Below are 21,639 nucleotides of genomic sequence, written 5' to 3'. Positions count from 1 at the left end.
TTTTACAACATAAATTGCGAAATAGTATCTCAAGACGCACCCTTCATAAGCGACATAATCCAGCTCGTCATCTGGGTAGTGTCCGCATCCAACAAGTACTTCTCCATCTCAGCCATATTATACAATTCCTGATATCGTGGAGAAGCTGTTAAATCCCGCTTAGGCGGATTGGATACAAAACAGAATTGACCATCTGTACGCGTCATAAACTCAAGTTCTTCGAAGATGTCCAACACTTTGGATAACATGCGTACTGAACAGGAGCACTGTCGGCTAAGAGCAGGCAGCATTGCTTTTTCATCAACAGGCTGTGTCCCCATTCGGGAAAGCACAACGTAAATACGCTTGAACAGCTCTCTGTCGGGGCTTACGAGTCGACCGCCACGCTCACTGACCGAATGAAGGAGAAATACGTTCTCTACATTCTCAAAGGTAGACCATAATGCCTGAAACTGATCCGGTGTATCCGGCGGCTCTAGTACGAACAGCGACTTTACAGAGTGCTGTGCATCTCTTTGACCATCACTGGGAATAACGCTGCCATCTTTATCGTACAACCATAAGGATTCAGCATCCACGGAGCCCGAGGGACGAAGCCTAGATGACGGGTGGATCAACACCGCAACGTCTTTCTTTCTTTCCTCTATGCGTGGATGAAAGATCTTGAGTCCCCGCTCTAATTCGGCAAAAGGGTCCGACACTCCACGATAATCAAAAATTTGCGGCTCCTGCACTCGAATGTCCTGCATCATTAGCTGGAGAGACCTTTTACCGTTCCATTCGTTAATTGACAATTCACCCAGCAGATCTATCTCCGTTTGTTGCTGTAAAAAATCAGCCAAATCGCCACGACGGAAGGCAATCGCGTCCAGCGATAAACCGTTCTGCTCCAGCAAGAGCTTCACATGATTTTTCTCACGTCCCATTTTACGAGCTTCACGCAATTGCAGTCCCTGTAATACGAATCGTGGAGAAGGATTCCCCATACCAAAAGGCTGAAGCAACTCCAGTTCTTCAACCACTTGCAAAGATACCTCGTCCAAACGACAGACCATATCAGCTTCAGCTACAGGAATGAGATCTTCTGGTGTCAGAATGGAACCCGCATAGCGGTTCAGCTGCTCTTCAAACAATTCCAGATTGTCACGGGACAGCGTCATACCCGCAGCCGAAGGATGACCCCCAAAATGCTCCATAAGCTCATGGCTGTCCGTAAGAGCACTGTAAATATCCAATGCAGGAATAGAACGGGCAGAACCTTTGCACATGCCTGTCTCAGCATCTATACCAAGAATAATGGTCGGTCGATAATAACGATCCAATAGCTTGGATGCCACAATTCCGACAACGCCGACATTCCAGCCTTCACCAGCTAACACAATAACTGACGGAAGCTTGCCTCCATTCAGTTTGGATGCCAATTGTTGCTCGGCTTGCTCCACAATACGTTCGACCACCTGTTGACGCTCACGATTGAGCAGGTCCAGCGCATGCGCAAGTTGATCTGCTTCTTCCTCTTTTTCTGTCGTCAGCAGAGAAACTGCTCGTCCCGCATGATCCAAGCGCCCGCTGGCATTAATCCGCGGAGCCAATGCAAATGCGATGTTGACTGAAGTCACTGTAGATATATCCACGCCCGCTACATGGAGCAACGCACGAATACCCGGAAATGCAGAGTTTCTCATGGATTGAATCCCTCTGCGTACCATCGTCCGATTTTCACCATGTAGTGGCATCAGATCGGCTACCGTGCCGATAGCGGCGATTTCAAACCATTCCTCCGGCACCTCACCCAACAGCGCCTGGGCGAGCTTCAGGGCAACACCAACACCTGCAAGACCTTTAAATGGGTATGGGCAACCGGGTAGCTTCGGATTAATCAAAGTATATGCCTCGGGAAGTACAGCAGGCGGCTCATGATGATCCGTCACAATAACATCTATCCCCAAGGAAGTTGCATAAATAATTTGCTCTACTGCACTAATTCCCGTATCTACCGTAATGACCAGCGTAACTCCCTGCTGATGAGCCCAATCAAGGGCATGATTATGCAGACCATATCCCTCATTAGAACGATGGGGAATATAAATATCATAAGAAGCCTTCAGAAAACGCATGAGCTGAATCATCAATGATGTACTGGATACGCCGTCCGCATCATAATCGCCATAGATTAATATATGCTCGCCACGTTCCAGAGCCTGGCGAATTCTCGGCACGGCTTCTTTCATACCAAGAAGCAGAAAAGGGTCGTGTACATCGTCCACACTTCCGTACAAAAAGCGGTTTGCTTCCCCGGCGGTAGTGACGCCCCGGTTCACTAAAAGCCGGGACAACAATGGTGAAATCCCCAGTTCTTCTGTCAACAGCTGAGCCGCTTCCAGGTTAGCCTCTGGGGTCTTCCATCTGTACTGCGAATGAAGCAATCCTATTCACCTTTCTTTCATAGTCGTCCTGCCCTATTGAAGCAAAGACGACACATCATTATCTGGCAGTTCATGATTGGATTTGTAAGGATACCCGGCTTGATAAGAAATGAACTGCATTTGTACATGGGTCACCTGTGGAAAACGGGCTAACAGTAAATTTTTTGCTCGATCGGCAATTTCCTGCGCTTCCTGTACCGTAATCCGCGGGTTCACACTTATCGTTACATCCACTGTTATGAAATGGCCTGTTTCCTGGGCATGTAAGTGTTCAACCGTTACAATACCATACACCCGTTGAATCGTCTCCATAAAGCGTCGGGAGTCTTCCTCCTGCAAGGGCTGTGCAGGAACCTGGTAAGCGGTATTCATTACCATCAAATATCCTTTACGCAGCACCAGACAGGCTACCAGCAAAGCTGCGGTTGGATCAAGATATAATAATGCAGGCCATTCCATTGCTTCGCCAGTCATTGCACCGATCATGCCGATCAATGCAATCAACGATGCATACAGCGAGTAACGTTCATGGTTAGCGTACCGATCTGCTTCCGCTTTATGACCATGTTTAATCGAGTAGCGATATTGAAACTGAAATAGCGCCTCTCTCAACACCAACGCAATAAATACGGTAATTAATGCATACAGACCGGGAGCCTCCGGTTCCGAACTGCTTAATGAACGAACCGCCGAGATAGCTAGCTGAAGACCGCTCATCAGCACTAAAATAGCCAGCACCACAGATATGACCGTCCGAACCTTTTCACCGTTCCGCAACCGTGCCAGCATTCCGTGCCCTGTAGCACCCTTGGAAAACAGAAGCTCCTGCAAACGGGAAGCACTATCCGCAGCCGTGTGCAGTGCATCCCCCAACAACGCCTTGCTGTTTGCAGCATAACCGACGGTTCCCTTTAGAACAGCCAGCGCGAGATTACCTACAATCCCGCTCAACGCCGCAGTTTCCAATGATCGGCTGCGTTCGCTATTCACAACGTTTCCCCCTCAATCCTGAACTAACCCTTTCCCAATAAAGCTCATTCTAAAATAACCGAATTTCTCAAAACCAAAAACCATTCACATTTAAGTGCCACTACTGTGCCTTACTCAAGGTAAATCTCAAAACCTTAGAAAACCGCGCCCAAGCAGACGCGGCTTTCTCTTTAATTTATACTACTGGTATTTGCGTAACTTAAGACTTTGCAGTTTTGACCGCGCCCCCGCCAGCTGTCGGGGATTTTTGTTTTCCTTTCAATGCCACCCACAGCGGGCTGGCAATGAAAATGGAGGAATAAGCACCAAACAACAAACCAATGACCATTGCAAGTGAGAACATACGGATCGATTCGCCGCCAAATATGAACAAACATACGGAGGCAATAAACACCGTAAACACGGTTGCAAGTGAACGAGTCATTGTCTGCGCAATACTGTGATCAACTACCTGCTCTAAGTCGTCTCTGGACTTCTTCTTCGCAAATCGTAGATTTTCCCGAATACGGTCAAAAATAACGACGGTGTCATTAATGGAGAAACCAACAATCGTTAGAATTGCCGTAATAAAGGTCAAATCCACCTCAAGCCGGAAAATCGAGAAAATACTGATAACGAGGAAGGCATCATGCAACAACGAAACGATGGCTGCAATGGCAAACCGCCATTCAAACCGGATCGAAATATAGACCGCGATGGCTACACATGCTAGCAAAATCGCCCATATTGCATTCCGCTCCAGTTCTTGTGCCATTTCCGTATCTACTGTATTGACCTCAAAGGAAGCCTTTGGATCAAGCTCTTTATTAAAGGAAGTCTTAAAGTCATTCACTTGCTGATCCGTCAAAACCTGTGAGAAGCGAATGCCGAAACGCTCTTTCCCCGGTGTATAATCCACCTCTTTACCGATCTTCTGCTTGTCCAGCAAAGTTTGAATCTGTTCCTGCGTAACGACTTTAGTCAAATTGACATCCACATTGGAACCGGAACGAAAGTCTACCCCGTAATTCAAGCCGAATATCGACAAGCTCAGAATACCAAGCAGTGTGATAATAATCGAGAACGTGTAAAACCACTTGCTCATCTTGATATATTTATAGTCCCAATTAAAGCGCACTAATATCACTCTCCTTCACACCAAAATACTTGGGCTTCTTCACAGCATCCGCTTTAACCAGCAGATTGAGCAAGAAGCGGGAGAAGAAGATATTCGTCAAGATACTGGTGACAATATCAACGATAAGCACCAGAGCGAAACCTCTAACGGAGCCTGTTCCGAGACCAAACATAACCGCTGCCGCTATAATTGTCGTAATATTGGCATCCATAACGGTACGGAACGAAGCCTTACTACCTGCGATAACGGAAGAACGAATCGTTTTGCCCGTCTTGATTTCTTCTTTAATCCGTTCATACGTAATAATATTGGCATCGACTGCCATCCCGATCCCGAGCACGAAGGCGGCGATACCTGGGAGCGTGAGCACGAATCCACCCAAGTAGAAGATCGCAAGCACCAGCCAAGTATGAACGATGAGACAAAAACTGGCCACTAATCCTGGTATACGGAACATCGCAATCATAAATACCAGAATAATGATTGAGCCGATCAACCCAGCACGAATCGTCTGATCCAGTGACAATTGACCCAGCGTAGCACCTACACTCTGAGAATATTTTTCCGTCAGTTTGAGCGGAAGGGCACCCAGATTAATCGTATCCGCCAGTTTATTCGCTTCATCACGAGTGTAGCTACCTGTGATTGACGCGCTACCGTCCGTTAATTCCCCACGTACTGTAGGTGCAGACAGCAATTCCTGATCCAGGAAAATAGCTAATTCTTTATTCAGAAGTCGCTTTGTGATTTCTGCAAATTTAGCTTTGTCCTTCACTTTGATACTAATCTCAGGTTGATTCAGCTGGTCATAGCCTACAACAGCGCCATTCTCCACAAAATCATTACCGCGGAGCTCAATTTTGCTGTATTGGCCTGGCTTTTTAGCATCTGCTGCCGTTGCACTGCGGAACGTTAATTCTGCAGGCTTTTTCAGCATGGAGCGGACTTCTGCCTCATTAGTGACACCAGCAAGCCGCACGCGAATTCGGTTGCTTCCCTCTGTTGTTACTTCCGGCTCAGTCGTACCGAGCGCATTAATCCGTCTCTCCAGACTTTGAGCTGTTTGTATAAGAGACTGTCTGGTTACACTCTGCCCGGCTTCCAAAGGCTGGGCTTCATATAAAATCTCAAAGCCTCCCTTTAAATCGAGGCCTAATTTTAAACTGTTCAGTAGGCCCGGGCTTGTCCCGATCATAACACCAGTAGTTATGAGCACGACCACGATGAAACTTAGAATTCTCTTCATTCCGTCCCATGTTCCCCTTTCATTCTCAATATTCCTATTATAGCTACCCCTCAAAAAGCAGTCAATTTGAACGCAAAAAAAGACCCCCTTCTATTCGAAAGTGGAGCCCCGTAATGCGGACATAGTCAAATAGTTCATAAAGCTCGTCGCTTTAAGGGAAAGTATATCGTTAACGAGCTTGTGCAGCGGAGGGATACCCTCCTTTTCATATTTATGGCTGACGCAATTCCACACGTCCTTACTTGTGACATGCTCATAACCTACGAGAATCAACTCGTCCGCCTTACTTTGACAGAGCATCTCAATTGCGTCATCCCAATCCTGCTCATCCAGCTCTTCCATACCCACGATGGCCGTTCCTCCTCCCAGCGACTACCGGTTCCGCAGATCAGCAATTAGCGGGGTTATTGACTGCTTTGTAGAACATTTCTGTCCTGATCCTGGAAAACCCTTCTTTTCGTTGAAAATAGCCTTAAATCAACAATATATGCATTCATTTCGCTCGTCAATAGCAGAATTCACCACTCTCCCTCTTGTTGTCTAAATCACTTTGTTTCTGAACGGAAAAGCTTGTCATGAAGATGGACAGGTCCAGCATATCTTCTAAAGTAATGTATAGACGCAGAATTACATTTTGGGGAAGAGGGAGTTGCGATTGAAAAAGCAGACATTCATCCATGGAGCAATTATTTTATTGGCAGCAGGAATTATCAACCGGATACTAGGTTTTATTCCCCGAATCGCACTCCCGCGTATCATCGGCCCCGAAGGAGTTGGCTTGTACCAACAGGGGTATCCCTTTTTTATCGTTCTGGTGACGCTTATTACAGGGGGAATCCCTCTTGCGGTAGCCAAGCTAGTAGCCGAAGCCGAAACGGCGGGACAGCCCGAAATGTCGCGGCGTATTTTGCACACCAGCCTGCGCTTCACCATTACACTCAGTCTGATCGCCATGGTGCTCTGTCTTGTGTTCGCGCCTTGGATCACAAGCCATCTCCTGACCGACAGCCGCGTGTATTATACATTCGTGAGCATGAGCCCAATGATAGTCATTGTAGCTGTTTCCTCAGCTTATAGGGGCTATTTTCAGGGAAAGCAAAATATGATTCCTTCTGCCACCTCCTCCATTGCGGAGACCGTTATGCGCATTTTTTGTGTCATTTGGTTTGCTTACTTGTTACTTCCTCATGGGGTAGCCTACGCTGCTGCAGGTGCCATGCTCGGTGCTCTGGCGGGCGAATTCATTGGCATGATTGTGCTGCTATGGCAATACGTGTGTAACCATCGAAAAGATCGCATCCTTCAGCCGAAGTCGCCTATCCCCTCCTCTGAGGTTCAACCCGAGCAATCATCCGTTTTGTCACGTCTTATGTCTATATCCGTTCCCGTTACTGCTGGAAGGCTTGTTGGTTCCTTATCCTATTTGCTCGAATCTATCTTGTGCATGCGTAGCCTCGCCGTAGCAGGCATTGCAACTGGCGTGGCAACCGCACAATATGGAGCCATGCAGGGCATGGTCATTCCTGTATTATTACTACCTGGGGTTCTTACCAGTTCGCTAGCAGTTTCACTCGTTCCTTCGTTATCCGAAGCAGCAGCCAAGGGGCATATTACAGCCATTCACAAACGTCTACATCAATCGCTTCGGCTCGCTTTGGTTGCAGGAGCCCCCTTTGCCGTAATCATGTATGTTTTGGCAGAACCTCTGTGTCTGCTACTCTATAATAATGGCGATATTGCAGGCATGCTTAAGCTCATGGCACCTTTTGCTCTTTTTATGTACATTCAGGCCCCGCTTCAGGCAGCACTTCAGGCATTAGACCGTCCTGGAAGTGCCTTATTAAATACCTTTATCGGAGCCGTTATCAAAATTGCGCTAATCGTCTGGCTTGCTTCCCAACCTCAGTACGGTATCTACGGAGCTGTCATCGCCATTTGTATTAACAGTGCCATTGTTACACTCCTTCATGGCTTCAGTGTCAGCAGACTGCTTCGCTTCCGCGTACGTTTGCTCGATTTCTGGAAGACCGGGATAGGTATGATCATCATGGCAGCAGCAGTATTATATACCTACAGACATCTAACGATGTTCAACCAAATGTGGCTTCAGTTTATTTTTGCCGCAGGTTTGGGAATTATACTGTACCTTTTCCTAATGACCTTGATCAAAATGATTGATTGGGACAACCTTACACGCATTCCAATCCTGAGAAGATGGTTTAAAGCATAGGAAATCTAATCCGAAGATTTTCCATAGGCCGGTGGTGTAATATACACATCACCTCTATGGTTAACCGAGCATAAAAAAACATCCTTAAAATCTTTGTGTCCCTTTGCTTGAATCTGATTTTTAAGCCAAAAACGGTTCATATCCATCCGTTCCAAATTTCGATCCAGCACCTTGCCATCCATGATTAATGGAATAGGCAGTCCCTCATATCTAAACTTTCCACCGATTTGTGGAGAAGGATGGACCTTATTCACCTGTTGCTCTTTGTTTATCAAATCTGTTCCGTTTAATTCTTGCTTCATTTTTCCGTGTTCCACTCCATCGTTATCATCCTTACCTATAACCGTTAGCTTACCTGTCGTTTCCAAAATAACATATTCGACTTCGTCCAGACTTTCTATATTTTGTTCACGAAGTTGTAACAGCAAGTCATCTAAATTGTAACGTTGTTTCACCATTTCGTCCTTGTTTAATTGTCCATTGGAGTACAATACACTGGGCCTACCATCAAATAGTAAGCGCAGTCGCCGACTTTTCAGACTAAAAAATGAAATCCCGATTTGCAAAATTAACAGCACTCCTAAAGGAATCAGCCCTTCATAAAGTGGACGTTTTATATCCTCCAGGCTGAATACAGCAATTTCTGCAATCATAATCGATATGACGAGATCGAAAACAGACAATTTGCCGATCTCCCTTTTACCCATCAAGCGCATCACCAGATATACAATAAAATACATGAGCAGCGTCCGAAAAATATGAGCAAAAATATCGTGACTCAATATGTTCGCCTCCTCCCCTGTACTTGCAATAAGACATTAGTCGTTCATTGTACACGTATTCTGACCGTTCCTCACTTGGCTCATACAAAAAACCAAAGGCTAAATTATTGAAATAAAGAGAAAGACTGCTTGCGACTTGGTACTAAGCCGAGAGGCTTGGCCATAGAATGATAATAGTTCAAACCTTGGTACAGGAGGAATTATCAATGGAGCTCATTCGCCGCTGGTGTTCGTTTCGTCTGGCCCATCCCATTTTATCCGGCTTATTTTATGCTTTTGCATGGATGCTGCTTGGCGCATTGATTCTTTCACTACTCTTGTGGCTGACACAGATGCAGGAACAGGACTTATCATTGTATACGTACATCGTCCACGCATTCGCCATGCTATCTGGCGGCTTCGTCGCCGGTAAAAGATCCACAAACAAAGGCTGGTATCAAGGCGGTATTACAGGCATCCTGTATGGACTAATCGTTCTTCTGGTCGGTTTTCTGGCATTGGATGCGGGCATGAACGGCAAGGACCTGTTACACTTAGCTTTCGCGTTTGTCATAGGTGCAGGTGGTGGGATGTTTGGCATTAATCTCAGCAAGTAATCAAAATGTTTGTATCCATGTAATAAAACAACACAAAAAAACCGAGCCTCCTCAAAGGCTCGGTTTTTGCATAACGGTCAGAAGCATTTTACGATTTGGAAACAACTTCCTCAGATGCCGTGTCTTTTGCAATCGCATTACTAATTGCACTGCGGTCAAAGGTCAGCTTCGTGACATCATTCACACGCAAAACTACTACATCATCCGTAATCTCCACAATTGTACCGTGAAGACCTCCGATCGTAATTACTTTATCTCCCTTTTTCAAAGCTTGAAGCATCGTTTGACGCTGCTTTTGTTTTTTCTGATTCGGGCGAATCAGCAAGAAATAGAAGATTACAAACATCAGAGCCAGTGGCCAGATCATTTGAAAAAGTCCGCCAGTTCCACCGGGTGCAGTAGCGGCTGTAGCAAAATGAAACATGTTAAATCCCCCTTTCGTATACTCTCCCTAAAACTTAAAAGCCTTTATCATTATCATGAAGACCGTACTGCTCAAAAAATTCATCTCGGAAATCAAGCAGCCTGTCATCCATAATCGCTTGTCTGACATTACGCATCAATTGTATTAAGAAATGCAAGTTATGATACGTTGTCAGTCGGAGCCCGAAGGTTTCATCCGCTTTAATCAAATGCCGCAAGTAAGCACGTGAATAATTGCGACAGGTATAACAATCACAAGCGGGATCGAGCGGGCCAAAATCACTTGCATATTGGGCATTGCGAACGACAAGACGACCTTGGCTGGTCATCGTTGTCCCGTTGCGAGCAATTCGCGTTGGAAGTACACAATCAAACATATCCACACCACGGATAGCGCCTTCAATCAAGGCATCTGGAGAACCTACACCCATCAAATATCTTGGCTTGTTGGTGGGAAGCAGAGGCAGCGTGTAATCTAGCACTTCATACATCAAATGCTTCGGTTCACCTACGCTCAGTCCACCAATAGCATACCCCGGGAAATCCATGGAAGTCAAATCCGCAGCGCTTTGCTTACGCAGATCTTCATGCATGCCTCCTTGAACAATGGCAAACAGCCCTTGATCATGAGGACGCGCGTGTGCCTCCAAACAACGCTCAGCCCAACGGCTGGTACGTTCCAGTGACTTTTTCACATACTCATATTCAGCCGGAAATGGCGGGCATTCATCGAAGGCCATCATAATATCTGAGCCAAGCGAGTTTTGTATTTCCATCGCCACTTCAGGCGAAAGAAACTTCTTATCTCCATTTAAATGAGAGCGAAAATGAACACCCTCCTCTGAAATCTTGCGCATTTCACTTAAGGAAAACACCTGGAATCCACCGCTGTCCGTTAAAATAGGGCGATCCCAATTCATAAACTTGTGCAGTCCACCTGCTTCACGAATAATATCGTGGCCAGGACGAAGAAACAAATGGTACGTGTTACTCAAAATAATTTGAGCATCCATCGCTTTCAGTTCCTCAGGACTCATCGTTTTAACAGTAGCTTGAGTTCCCACAGGCATAAAGGTTGGTGTCTCAATAACTCCATGAGGTGTGTGTACACGCCCAAGACGGGCTCCCGATTGCTTGCAGGTTTTAATATGTTCGTATCTTATTGCTGGTGCCATATTTTCTCTACCATCCTTAATTAATAAATGAACATTGCGTCCCCGAAGCTGAAAAACCGATATTGTCGGTCAATCGCCTCCTGGTAAGCATGCATAATATTCTCCCTGCCCGCCAGTGCGCTGACCAGCATAACCAAGGTGGATTTAGGCAAATGAAAATTCGTAATCATCGCATCCACCACACGGAATTCATAGCCTGGATAAATAAAAATCTGTGTCCAGCCACTACTGGCCTCTAATACTCCATCTAGGAATTTATTGCCCACCGTTTCCAGCGTTCGGCAACTGGTCGTCCCCACCGCCACGACTCTTCCGCCGCGCGCCTTGGTTTCATTGAGTACATCCGCTGTTTCCTGTGACAATGAATAGTATTCTTCATGCATCACATGTTCTTCAATCGTATCCACAGACATCGGTCTGAACGTCCCTAAGCCAACATGAAGTGTGATAAAGGCAACGGTAACGCCCTTCTTTTTAATCTGGTCCAGCAATTCTTCTGTAAAGTGCAGCCCTGCCGTTGGAGCCGCAGCAGAACCTTCATGCCGAGCATAAACTGTCTGATAACGCTCGCGGTCATCCAGTTGTTCCTTGATATACGGCGGAAGCGGCATCTGCCCCAGACGGTCCAAGATCTCCTGGAAAATACCGTCATATGAAAATGAAAGTACCCTTCCGCCCATATCTCCTTCTTCCTCAATTACTGCTTTCAGCTCATCACCGAAAACGATAACAGCACCCTTTTTCAGCTTTTTACCGGGTTTCACCAGTGCTTCCCATCGATCCCCTTGCAGTTGCTTAAGCAGCAAAACCTCAGCCTTAGCTCCCGTGTCTTCCTTGATGCCAAACAAGCGTGCAGGAATCACTCTCGTATCGTTTAACACCAGCGTATCCCCTGGTTGAAGATACTGCACAATATCCGAAAACGTATGATGACCCACTTCACCATTATTTTTGTTTAACGTCAGTAATCTGGAAGCACTCCGATCAAGCAAAGGTGTCTGTGCAATTAATGTTTCAGGCAGTTCAAAATCGTAGTCGTTTACATTCATATATTGGTCAGTCCTTAACTATATCCACATTTTTGTAATAGTGTTGCAAAATTTTCTTGTAATCATACCCCTGCTCGGCCAAACCGTTGGCACCCCATTGGGATAAGCCCAAACCATGACCATTTCCTTTACCTGTAAAAATAAAGCTTTGTGTTTTGTCAATGACCCGTGCATGACGATCTTCATTCATGACGATCACCCCGTTACCACTTGAAGTACTACTGCCAGATGCGGACAGGATTTGAGTGCCTTGTGTACCACTTACATGAGAAGTAGCCCCATCAGCGCCTAATACAGTATAACTTCCGGTACTCGCAATATCAAACAGTGTGCTTGGGAGTCCGCCCATCGCTGAGCGAAACATATCCGGATATTTCACTTTCAAAGGGGATCCGTCCGCTTCAACCTCCAACACTCGCCCTGATGGACCACGTTTGGTGACATCAAGGTGATTAATAGAGGAAGGCACTGTGCCCGTGACTTTCCCTTGCAGGGATTTAGCAAGCTGAGCTGACGTAAAGGGCCCCCGCACCCATGCATAGTCTCCGGACTGAGGCACCTTTTCTAATACAATTATCTCTTCGCCCGGCTGCGCCTTGGCTATTGGTGTAACTGTCGATTGGATTTGGGGAATAGGACGCACATTTGTATTTTCCGCAGTGACGGTGATTTTGTCTAACCCCGCTTCTGTGACACCCTCCAGTTCCTTAGCATTATCCTCACGAATATAACCTGTCTTGCCACTGGAGAGAAGTACATGATACCATTCCTGTGCTCCTTTTTGTGCCGAAGTATCCCCCGAGCTGTCTACGCTGGCAAAGGCTTCGCCACCACTGTTCCACACTTCGGAAGCATCTGCTGTCACACCGCCCGCATTAGATGAAAATACAGCTTCGACCACTTTGCCGCCACTTTTAATGACTTCACCAGCTGTTGCATCTACAGCCTCATTGACATTGGCATGTTCCGAGCTCTTACCGTTGTAAGCCTGGCTTAACGTACCATCTACTACATTGCCGATCTGAAACCGATTGCCTTGGGCAAGCGCGTAGCTACGAGCCGCTACCGCTTGAGCCTTGAGCGCTTCATCTGGCCATGAGGAATAGACCTCTGCTCCTACCACGGAATACAAATACTGCTCCAAAGGAACTTCGTTCACAAGCGCCAGCTGGCCTGACGTCATGCCGATCTCCATCTCGCCGCGATATGTACGCTGGGATCTTTCGACCACTTGTATTCCATTATTACCGCCGTTAACAATTACCTTGCTATTATCAGAACCACTTAGAATGTAATGAGACATCACCTGCGAGCCAGTCGTGACTCCTGCTTCCTGTCTTATAATGAGGCCAGTTTGAGTAGCATTAACTTTAGACAGCGTGAGTCTTGGTTGCTTGCTCTCCAGCTCTGTTTTCAAAGCCGACAGCTTGCTGTCATTACTTTCTTCTCCAACCCATACAGCATACTGGCCTCTTGATTGAATCACAGTAAAAGCATCAAAGCCTGCCGCAGCAATTGTCGTTCGAACGAGATTAGCTTCCTGCTCGCTTCCGTAGCTTCCTGTGGACCAATGCTTGTTTCCCTTAACCTCGGGCTGCGCTCCGGTTGCGGAGGAAATCCGCTGTACAGCAGCCTGCGCAGACTGTTCACTAGCATATATTCCCGCGTACACTTGATACACAGAGCTACCATTTTTTGAACCGATAAAAACCGTAGGTTTATCATTAGTCTTTTGCAGGGCTTGGGCCGCTTTTATCGCCGCTGCTTCATTTCCTTCAAGTACCTTCACCCGATAGCTGTCTACACTAAAACGAACCGTACTGTCTGGCAGTCCCATCCAAGTTTGAAAACTGCCTCCACTGTTCTGTCCAACACTCAGACCTCCTGATGATTTCAAGGTTACAGCGGGAACTGTCGCTTTATATTTGCTACCTAGATCCGCAAAAATCACTACACGAATATCCTCTTGGGCGGCAGCAGCGTGAACGCCCGAAGACCAAGGTATGCACACTGTAGCTAATACCATAATCGCTGCTGCTCGTTTGGCCCGGCCCATCCATGCACCGAAAATACTTTTTCGGTTAAATGCTTCTCCACTCATTTCTGGCTCCCCCAATCTAGCTGTCTAGCACTTATATTGCGTAATTTATCGGGATCTCGACCCTTGTCTGTCCCTTTAAATACATCGGCGGAATAAACCAAAATATGAACCCGCTCGAATCTTACTTACATTCTCACTTCCCTCAATCATCCGTCAGCCGATATCGTATTCACCATACTTGCGTGTAACCATGCAATGATTTTTTTAAAAGTGCTTCATGTTTCCTAATCACCGTGGATCCGTTGGCATTGGAATTCCAAGGTGGCCATATGCCGCCGGAGTCACTGTTCGTCCCCGAGGTGTTCTTTGTAAAAGGCCAATTTGTAACAAATAGGGCTCGTACACATCCTCAATTGTCTGGCTCTCCTCCCCAATGGTCGCAGCAATTGTGTCCAATCCTACAGGCCCGCCCCTGAATGAATGAATCATGGCCTTAAGCATTTTATGATCAATTTCATCAAGTCCGAGTGGATCTATTTGAAGCCTCTTTAGCGCCTCTGCAGCTAACTCAGAATGAATAATACCGTCTCCAGCAACCTGGGCAAAATCACGCACCCTTTTTAACAGTCGGTTGGCAATACGCGGTGTCCCCCGTGAACGCAATGCGATTTCCTCTGCCGCATCCCCGACAATTTCAATCTCCATAATATCCGCGTTCCTGGACACGATGTAAGCCAGCTCGTCTGTCGTATAAAACTCTAATCGACTAATAACACCAAACCGATCACGCAATGGCGCAGAGAGCAGCCCAGCGCGCGTAGTGGCCCCTATAAGGGTAAAGGGTGGCAAATCCAGACGGACCGAGCGTGCACTCGGGCCTTTACCAATCATAATGTCCAGCGCAAAATCCTCCATTGCAGGATACATGACTTCTTCCACCGTACGATGAAGGCGATGAATCTCATCAATGAACAAAACATCACCCTCTTGAAGATTGGTCAGCAATGCTGCCAAATCTCCCGGTCTTTCAATTGCAGGACCTGAAGTTGTACGCAGATTAACCCCCAACTCATTGGCAATAATGTTAGCAAGAGTTGTTTTACCCAACCCCGGCGGTCCGTACAACAGTACATGGTCCAACGCTTCTTTACGCATTTTGGCCGCTTCAATATATACTTTCAGATTTTCCTTAACCTGATTTTGGCCGATATATTCATTTAGATAACGGGGGCGAAGGCTTAGCTCCGCCGTCTGGTCTTCCATCATCAAATTGGCGGAAATAATCCGGTCATCCATATTCCATCGCTCCTCTTTTCACCAGACATTTGTTAACGGACATCAGCGTCCTATCCGGCAAACAACAGTTGCAAAGCCCGCTTCATCAAAATATCAGCAGATTCATCAGGTTTCGCATCTTTCTTCATTCTGCTCCATACCTTATCCAACTCAGCATCAGTGTAACCCAGCGCCTTGAGCGCCTCACGGGCCTCGCCCCAATATGAACCTTCGCCTTCTTCTACGACAGGCTCAGCAAACAATCCGGTTGCCATCCCCAACGAGCCAATACCGTCGAGCTTATCTTTCAAATCCAGAATCATACGTTGTGCCGTTTTTTTACCGATCCCCGGTAACTTGGTGAGAAATGTGATATTCTCCTGATAAATCGCCGTTACCACATGAGCAGGCGTACCGCCTCCTAAAATACCAAGCGCAACACGCGGTCCAATACCAGATACATCAATCAGTTTACGGAACAGCTGCTGCTCCTCACGAGTCGCAAAACCGAACAGTAAAATAGCATCTTCCCTTACATGATGGTGAATGTAAATGACCACTGAACCTTCAGTTTTGGCGAACGCGTAAGGATTCGGACAAAATACCCGGTACCCTACACCCTGCACATCTAAAACGACATATTCATTTTCCAAATGGGCCACAGAACCACGCAAGAAATCTATCATTTTCGCAATACCTCATTTAATTTTGAATTTAGTCCATAAGAATGCGCATGACAAATAGCCACCGCCAAAGCATCCGCTACATCGTCCGGTTTGGGCACAACTTGAAGCTTTAGAAACATTCTAACCATTTCTTGTACCTGTTTCTTCTCAGCCTTACCATACCCTACAATAGCCTGCTTTACCTGCATCGGCGTGTATTCACCTATAGGCAAATTACGTTGTTTTGCAGCTAGTACCAGCACCCCACGTGCCTGACTTACAGACATAGCGGTTGTAACGTTGCGATTAAAAAAGAGCTTTTCCAGTGCTACCGCATCAGGCTTATATTTATCTATTAATTGCAACATGCCTTCATACACATGAAGCAGCCTTTCTTCTTCCGGTGTATGGGCCTCCGTCTGGATGCAGCCATACTGTACAGGAACCACCTTGCTGCCAATCTTGTCTACAAATCCGAAGCCCACAATGGCAATGCCCGGATCAATTCCTAAAAAACGCAAAAAAATCTCTCCCCTATCGCTCAAACATGGCTTAACTAAACAATAGCCAGACGTTATCCTTAATATAATCATGGCCAAATACCATATAAAGCGAACATATGTGTCGTTCTTTTCATTATAACAAAACTTTGTATCTAATAGAGGAAAAAATTTAAACGTGAGTAAAAACATAAAAAGAGACGCTTCAAGCCTCACCTCATGGGCAATGCCTAACGTCTCCGTAGTTGTAATCAATAGTGCTGCTTTAATACCCTTTGTGTTCGCTCCACGGCAAAGTCACTAAAAGTGGAGATTACACTGTTATACTCATTTATATCCTGTACACGGATCCCCTGCTGAAGTTGTTTATACACCCCTTCTGGCAAGGCCGTCTCCATGGAACCCACATCCAATTGAAAAAAAGTGCGGATAACTTTTTCTCTTTTAGGTAGCCCTTCATACAATGTAAGCTGGCCGTCAGTGCTCAAACCCATGTATCCACGCTCTTTGCATGACTCTGACAAGTCTTCCACCCTGCGCTCCAGCCACACCTCTCCTTTGGTATTAAGTCGCCCCTTCCAATCGGGATGTTGCTTCAGTAAGGTCTCTAGCTGCTGTGAACTTAGTGTTCCCAAGGAAAGTGTTTCCGTACCACACACGTAGGTGGTTAATAGACGGGTCTTCCTGCTTATACCGGAAGCACGAATACTTTGCAATAGTTGCGTCTGTGAGGAGTGATCTTCAGTTGGACTCAGATGTGAAGCCTCCTCCACGCTCTCCTCTGCCATGACGGTAGTAGCGAGTGGCTGTGACAACATAGCCTGCAAATAATTCGAAAACAGAATACCCAACCCTGCCAGCAAACAAGCCGCACCAAAAATGCTACAAGCCCACACTGTTCTTCTCCACTGTTTCCAGCGCCGTTTCATCTGTTTTTTCCAACTTAATCGCTTCACAGTAATCCCTTCCGTCCCACTTTTTGTGTTAGTGTGACCTGACGATTACTGATTTATACAAAAAGATATGAATATAACAAAAAAGCCGCTGCTTCCAGCGACTTTCCTTTTGAATCGGGATGACACGATTTGAACATGCGACCCCCTGGTCCCAAACCAGGTGCTCTACCAAGCTGAGCTACATCCCGAAATAGATGCCGGTGAGAGGACTCGAACCTCCACGGTTTCCCTCACGATTTTGAGTCGCGCGCGTCTGCCAATTCCGCCACACCGGCTTATGAAGTTAATGGCGCGCCCTGAGAGATTCGAACTCCCGGCCTTTTGATTCGTAGTCAAACGCTCTATCCAGCTGAGCTAAGGGCGCAAATATGGAGCGGACGACGGGAATCGAACCCGCGACCCTCGCCTTGGCAAGGCGATGCTCTACCGCTGAGCCACGTCCGCAATATCATTATATCCATGACATATAAGTTCATGAATGGTGAGCCATGAAGGACTCGAACCTTCGACACCCTGATTAAAAGTCAGGTGCTCTACCAACTGAGCTAATGGCTCCCAACAGGGTAATATAACTTTGTAAAAATGGCGGAACTGACGGGATTCGAACCCGCGATCTCCTGCGTGACAGGCAGGCATGTTAGGCCTCTACACCACAGTTCCATAGCAGTTTACATTCAAAAGTTAATTGGTTGCGGGGGCAGGATTTGAACCTGCGACCTTCGGGTTATGAGCCCGACGAGCTACCGAACTGCTCCACCCCGCGATAATATTAGGGACTTCTATTTAAATAAATGGTGGAGGCTGAGGGGCTCGAACCCCCGACCCTCTGCTTGTAAGGCAGATGCTCTCCCAGCTGAGCTAAGCCTCCATACTACTTATGACCCGTAGGGGATTCGAACCCCTGTTACCTCCGTGAAAGGGAGGTGTCTTAACCCCTTGACCAACGGGCCATACAATAAAATAATTATGGCGGAGAGAGAGGGATTCGAACCCTCGAGACGCTTTTGGCGCCTACACGATTTCCAATCGTGCTCCTTCGGCCAACTCGGACACCTCTCCATATGGCTCCCCGAACAGGACTCGAACCTGTGACAACTCGATTAACAGTCGAGTGCTCTACCAACTGAGCTATCAGGGAATATTAATCATAAAGCTCTGCTTGGCGACGTCCTACTCTCCCAGGACCCTGCGGTCCAAGTACCATCGGCGCTGGAGGGCTTAACGGTCGTGTTCGGGATGGGTACGTGTGGAACCCCTCCGCTATCGCCACCAAACATGAATTTACATCGTAAATTCTATCGTACGGTTATTCGCTTCATCACATATCGTGTGAATGAATAGCCATGCGTTTATTGTATGTCACTTGTACATACCTTCAAGGTTACACCCTGAAAACTGGATCCGAAACTCATTTGCGTTTTATTCTTAGGATAAGCCCTCGACCGATTAGTATTGGTCAGCTCCATGCATTACTGCACTTCCACCCCCAACCTATCTACCTCGTCGTCTTCAAGGGGTCTTACTAATTGGGAAATCTCATCTTGAGGGGGGCTTCACGCTTAGATGCTTTCAGCGCTTATCCCTTCCGTACATAGCTACCCAGCGGTGCTCCTGGCGGAACAACTGGTACACCAGCGGTACGTCCATCCCGGTCCTCTCGTACTAAGGACAGCTCCTCTCAAATTTCCTACGCCCACGACAGATAGGGACCGAACTGTCTCACGACGTTCTGAACCCAGCTCGCGTACCGCTTTAATGGGCGAACAGCCCAACCCTTGGGACCTACTTCAGCCCCAGGATGCGATGAGCCGACATCGAGGTGCCAAACCTCCCCGTCGATGTGGACTCTTGGGGGAGATAAGCCTGTTATCCCCAGGGTAGCTTTTATCCGTTGAGCGATGGCCCTTCCATGCGGTACCACCGGATCACTAAGCCCGACTTTCGTCCCTGCTCGACTTGTAGGTCTCGCAGTCAAGCTCCCTTCTGCCTTTGCACTCTTCGAATGATTTCCAACCATTCTGAGGGAACCTTGGGGCGCCTCCGTTACTCTTTAGGAGGCGACCGCCCCAGTCAAACTGCCCACCTGACACTGTCCTCGCACCGGATCACGGTACCAAGTTAGAACCTAGATACGATCAGGGTGGTATCCCAAGGATGCCTCCTCTCAAGCTGGCGCTCAAGATTCAACGGCTCCCACCTATCCTGTACAGATCGTACCCAAATTCAATATCAAGCTGCAGTAAAGCTCCATGGGGTCTTTCCGTCTTGTCGCGGGTAACCTGCATCTTCACAGGTATTAAAATTTCACCGGATCTCTCGTTGAGACAGCGCCCAAGTCGTTACGCCATTCGTGCGGGTCAGAATTTACCTGACAAGGAATTTCGCTACCTTAGGACCGTTATAGTTACGGCCGCCGTTTACTGGGGCTTCGGTTCATAGCTTCGCCCGAAGGCTTACCACTCCCCTTAACCTTCCAGCACCGGGCAGGCGTCAGCCCGTATACTTCGCCTTGCGGCTTCGCACAGACCTGTGTTTTTGCTAAACAGTCGCTTGGGCCTTTTCACTGCGGCCCCCTCGGGCTATTCACCCTACCGAGGCACCCCTTCTCCCGAAGTTACGGGGTCATTTTGCCGAGTTCCTTAACGAGAGTTCTTCCGCGCGCCTTAGAATTCTCTTCTCGCCTACCTGTGTCGGTTTGCGGTACGGGCACCTTCTCCTGGCTAGAGGCTTTTCTTGGCAGTCTGAGATCATGACCTTCGCTACTACAATTTTCGCTCCCCATCACAGCCCAGCCTTAACGATGTGCGGATTTGCCTACACACCAGCCTCACTGCTTAGACGGACATCCATCAGTCCGCGTCACTACCCTACTGCGTCACCCCATCGCTCATAACGGATTACGGTGGTACAGGAATTTCGACCTGTTGTCCTTCGACTACGCCTATCGGCCTCGCCTTAGGTCCCGACTTACCCTGAGCGGACGAACCTTCCTCAGGAACCCTTAGGCTTTCGGCGGATCTGATTCTCACAGATCTTTTCGTTACTCATACCGGCATTCTCACTTGAATGCAGTCCAGCGCTCCTTACGGTACACCTTCAACCCGCATTCAACGCTCCCCTACCCCTGATGCAAGCATCAAGCCATAGCTTCGGTGGTGTGTTTAGCCCCGTTACATTTTCGGCGCAGAGTCACTCGACCAGTGAGCTATTACGCACTCTTTCAATGGTGGCTGCTTCTAAGCCAACATCCTGGTTGTCTGTGCAACTCCACATCCTTTCCCACTTAACACACACTTGGGGACCTTAGCTGATGGTCTGGGCTGTTTCCCTTTCGACAATGGATCTTAGCACTCACTGTCTGACTCCCGGAACTAAATCTATGGCATTCGGAGTTTGACTGAGCTTGGTAACCCTTGCGGGCCCCGCACCCAATCAGTGCTCTACCTCCACGATTCTTTTTTCCGAGGCTAGCCCTAAAGCTATTTCGGGGAGAACCAGCTATCTCCGGGTTCGATTGGAATTTCTCCGCTACCCCCACCTCATCCCCGCATTTTTCAACATGCGTGGGTTCGGGCCTCCAGTGCGTGTTACCGCACCTTCACCCTGGACAGGGGTAGATCACCCGGTTTCGGGTCTACGTCCACGTACTCATTCGCCCTATTCAGACTCGCTTTCGCTGCGGCTTCAGCTCTTCACCTTAACCTTGCACGGGAACGTAACTCGCCGGTTCATTCTACAAAAGGCACGCCATCACCCATAGATCGGGCTCTGACTTCTTGTAAGCACACGGTTTCAGGATCTATTTCACTCCCCTTCCGGGGTGCTTTTCACCTTTCCCTCACGGTACTGCTTCACTATCGGTCGCCAGGGAGTATTTAGCCTTGGCAGATGGTCCTGCCGGATTCATACGGGGTTTCACGTGCCCCGCACTACTCGGGATCCGTCTCGGAGAGAACAAGTTTTGAACTACAGGGCTTTTACCTTCTCTGGCGGGCCTTTCCAGACCTCTTCATCTAACCGGTTCCTTTGTAACTCCATGTGAGACGTCCCACAACCCCAAGGAGCAAGCTCCTTGGTTTGGGCTAATCCGCGTTCGCTCGCCGCTACTGACGGAATCACTATTGTTTTCTCTTCCTCAGGGTACTTAGATGTTTCAGTTCCCCTGGTC

The 21,639-nt window shown here is 47.6% G+C and carries 16 protein-coding genes, 11 tRNA genes and 2 rRNA genes (1 of these 29 running past the window's edge); 2 read left to right on the top strand and 27 right to left on the bottom strand.

Annotated elements, in window-relative coordinates:
* Positions 1-29 precede the first annotated feature (29 nt).
* The 5 genes from recJ to MHB54_RS19890 all read right to left on the bottom strand — a co-directional run bounded on the left by recJ (position 30) and on the right by MHB54_RS19890 (position 6,127).
* Entirely contained in the window at positions 30-2,426 is a 2,397-nt protein-coding gene (gene recJ, locus MHB54_RS19910) for a single-stranded-DNA-specific exonuclease RecJ (protein ID WP_076157653.1), read from the bottom strand.
* A gap of 33 nt (positions 2,427-2,459) precedes the next feature.
* Complete coding sequence (locus tag MHB54_RS19905) at positions 2,460-3,416, bottom strand: cation diffusion facilitator family transporter (RefSeq protein ID WP_028542426.1); 957 nt, start codon at positions 3,414-3,416, stop codon at positions 2,460-2,462.
* A 199-nt stretch (positions 3,417-3,615) separates the two neighbouring features.
* Complete coding sequence (gene secF, locus MHB54_RS19900) at positions 3,616-4,533, bottom strand: protein translocase subunit SecF (protein WP_023989929.1); 918 nt, start codon at positions 4,531-4,533, stop codon at positions 3,616-3,618.
* Positions 4,523-5,779: a protein translocase subunit SecD gene (secD, locus tag MHB54_RS19895; RefSeq protein WP_023989930.1), complete on the bottom strand. Its 1,257-nt coding sequence runs from the start codon at positions 5,777-5,779 to the stop codon at positions 4,523-4,525. Before secD ends, secF begins: the two co-directional genes overlap by 11 nt.
* Before the next feature lie 90 nt (positions 5,780-5,869).
* Entirely contained in the window at positions 5,870-6,127 is a 258-nt protein-coding gene (locus MHB54_RS19890) for a post-transcriptional regulator (protein ID WP_013311570.1), read from the bottom strand.
* A 307-nt stretch (positions 6,128-6,434) separates the two neighbouring features.
* On the opposite strand from MHB54_RS19890, the gene spoVB reads away from it, so the two are divergent.
* Positions 6,435-8,009: a stage V sporulation protein B gene (spoVB, locus tag MHB54_RS19885; RefSeq protein ID WP_023989931.1), complete on the top strand. Its 1,575-nt coding sequence runs from the start codon at positions 6,435-6,437 to the stop codon at positions 8,007-8,009.
* A 5-nt stretch (positions 8,010-8,014) separates the two neighbouring features.
* On the opposite strand, the gene MHB54_RS19880 is transcribed toward spoVB, so the two are convergent.
* Entirely contained in the window at positions 8,015-8,791 is a 777-nt protein-coding gene (locus tag MHB54_RS19880) for a DUF421 domain-containing protein (protein ID WP_025720234.1), read from the bottom strand.
* Between the two features lie 206 nt (positions 8,792-8,997).
* On the opposite strand from MHB54_RS19880, the gene MHB54_RS19875 reads away from it, so the two are divergent.
* The gene (locus MHB54_RS19875) at positions 8,998-9,387 is read left to right on the top strand and encodes a TIGR04086 family membrane protein (RefSeq protein WP_023989933.1); all 390 of its coding nucleotides are present in this window, start codon (positions 8,998-9,000) and stop codon (positions 9,385-9,387) included.
* 88 nt (positions 9,388-9,475) lie between these two features.
* Here the strand turns inward: MHB54_RS19875 and yajC are convergent, their stop codons facing one another.
* The 21 genes from yajC to MHB54_RS19770 form a co-directional block, all read right to left on the bottom strand.
* Positions 9,476-9,811 (bottom strand): preprotein translocase subunit YajC, encoded by a 336-nt coding sequence (gene yajC / locus MHB54_RS19870; protein ID WP_023989934.1) that lies wholly within the window; start codon positions 9,809-9,811, stop codon positions 9,476-9,478.
* Between the two features lie 34 nt (positions 9,812-9,845).
* Entirely contained in the window at positions 9,846-10,985 is a 1,140-nt protein-coding gene (tgt, locus tag MHB54_RS19865; protein ID WP_013311575.1) for a tRNA guanosine(34) transglycosylase Tgt, read from the bottom strand.
* Between the two features lie 20 nt (positions 10,986-11,005).
* A complete protein-coding gene (gene queA, locus MHB54_RS19860; RefSeq protein WP_028542424.1) occupies positions 11,006-12,034 on the bottom strand; it encodes a tRNA preQ1(34) S-adenosylmethionine ribosyltransferase-isomerase QueA in 1,029 nt (342 codons plus the stop codon).
* 7 nt (positions 12,035-12,041) lie between these two features.
* Positions 12,042-14,135: a SpoIID/LytB domain-containing protein gene (locus tag MHB54_RS19855; RefSeq protein ID WP_023989936.1), complete on the bottom strand. Its 2,094-nt coding sequence runs from the start codon at positions 14,133-14,135 to the stop codon at positions 12,042-12,044.
* A 228-nt stretch (positions 14,136-14,363) separates the two neighbouring features.
* Positions 14,364-15,371 (bottom strand): Holliday junction branch migration DNA helicase RuvB, encoded by a 1,008-nt coding sequence (gene ruvB / locus MHB54_RS19850; RefSeq protein WP_023989937.1) that lies wholly within the window; start codon positions 15,369-15,371, stop codon positions 14,364-14,366.
* A gap of 50 nt (positions 15,372-15,421) precedes the next feature.
* The gene (ruvA, locus tag MHB54_RS19845) at positions 15,422-16,036 is read right to left on the bottom strand and encodes a Holliday junction branch migration protein RuvA (protein ID WP_023989938.1); all 615 of its coding nucleotides are present in this window, start codon (positions 16,034-16,036) and stop codon (positions 15,422-15,424) included.
* Positions 16,033-16,536 (bottom strand): crossover junction endodeoxyribonuclease RuvC, encoded by a 504-nt coding sequence (ruvC, locus tag MHB54_RS19840; protein ID WP_013311580.1) that lies wholly within the window; start codon positions 16,534-16,536, stop codon positions 16,033-16,035. Before ruvC ends, ruvA begins: the two co-directional genes overlap by 4 nt.
* Positions 16,537-16,766: 230 nt before the next feature.
* Positions 16,767-17,471, bottom strand: a complete 705-nt coding sequence (locus MHB54_RS19835; RefSeq protein ID WP_071642557.1) for a BofC C-terminal domain-containing protein — start codon at positions 17,469-17,471, stop codon at positions 16,767-16,769.
* A gap of 114 nt (positions 17,472-17,585) precedes the next feature.
* Positions 17,586-17,659: transfer RNA gene (locus tag MHB54_RS19830), tRNA-Pro, on the bottom strand.
* Between the two features lie 7 nt (positions 17,660-17,666).
* Positions 17,667-17,746, bottom strand: a tRNA-Leu gene (locus MHB54_RS19825).
* Positions 17,747-17,758: 12 nt separating this feature from the next.
* A tRNA-Arg gene (locus MHB54_RS19820) sits at positions 17,759-17,835 on the bottom strand.
* Between the two features lie 5 nt (positions 17,836-17,840).
* Positions 17,841-17,915 (bottom strand) — tRNA-Gly (locus MHB54_RS19815).
* Positions 17,916-17,950: 35 nt separating this feature from the next.
* Positions 17,951-18,026 (bottom strand) — tRNA-Lys (locus MHB54_RS19810).
* Positions 18,027-18,054: 28 nt separating this feature from the next.
* Positions 18,055-18,131, bottom strand: a tRNA-Asp gene (locus MHB54_RS19805).
* Positions 18,132-18,157: 26 nt separating this feature from the next.
* A tRNA-Met gene (locus MHB54_RS19800) sits at positions 18,158-18,234 on the bottom strand.
* A gap of 29 nt (positions 18,235-18,263) precedes the next feature.
* Positions 18,264-18,339: transfer RNA gene (locus MHB54_RS19795), tRNA-Val, on the bottom strand.
* Between the two features lie 10 nt (positions 18,340-18,349).
* Positions 18,350-18,421: transfer RNA gene (locus tag MHB54_RS19790), tRNA-Glu, on the bottom strand.
* A gap of 17 nt (positions 18,422-18,438) precedes the next feature.
* Positions 18,439-18,530: transfer RNA gene (locus MHB54_RS19785), tRNA-Ser, on the bottom strand.
* Positions 18,531-18,533: 3 nt separating this feature from the next.
* Positions 18,534-18,609 (bottom strand) — tRNA-Asn (locus tag MHB54_RS19780).
* A gap of 19 nt (positions 18,610-18,628) precedes the next feature.
* Positions 18,629-18,745: ribosomal RNA gene (gene rrf / locus MHB54_RS19775) — 5S ribosomal RNA — on the bottom strand.
* A gap of 152 nt (positions 18,746-18,897) precedes the next feature.
* Positions 18,898-21,639, bottom strand: a 23S ribosomal RNA gene (locus tag MHB54_RS19770) (it continues 184 nt past the right edge of the window).

Origin of the sequence: Paenibacillus sp. FSL M7-0802, from assembly GCF_038004945.1 — a bacterium.
In the GTDB taxonomy this organism is placed as follows: Bacteria; Bacillota; Bacilli; order Paenibacillales; family Paenibacillaceae; genus Paenibacillus; species Paenibacillus polymyxa_B.
Note: the sequence above shows the minus strand (reverse complement) of the source record. Positions and strands in the feature narration are given on the sequence as shown.

Bases quoted from the DNA above. Each gene is read 5' to 3' on its own strand.
- secD (WP_023989930.1), bottom strand. From the start codon at position 5,779: ATGAAGAGAATTCTAAGTTTCATCGTGGTCGTGCTCATAACTACTGGT.
- MHB54_RS19875 (WP_023989933.1), top strand. From the start codon at position 8,998: ATGGAGCTCATTCGCCGCTGGTGTTCGTTTCGTCTGGCCCATCCCATT.
- yajC (WP_023989934.1), bottom strand. From the start codon at position 9,811: ATGTTTCATTTTGCTACAGCCGCTACTGCACCCGGTGGAACTGGCGGA.
- tgt (WP_013311575.1), bottom strand. From the start codon at position 10,985: ATGGCACCAGCAATAAGATACGAACATATTAAAACCTGCAAGCAATCG.
- queA (WP_028542424.1), bottom strand. From the start codon at position 12,034: ATGAATGTAAACGACTACGATTTTGAACTGCCTGAAACATTAATTGCA.
- MHB54_RS19855 (WP_023989936.1), bottom strand. From the start codon at position 14,135: ATGAGTGGAGAAGCATTTAACCGAAAAAGTATTTTCGGTGCATGGATG.
- ruvB (WP_023989937.1), bottom strand. From the start codon at position 15,371: ATGGATGACCGGATTATTTCCGCCAATTTGATGATGGAAGACCAGACG.
- ruvA (WP_023989938.1), bottom strand. From the start codon at position 16,036: ATGATAGATTTCTTGCGTGGTTCTGTGGCCCATTTGGAAAATGAATAT.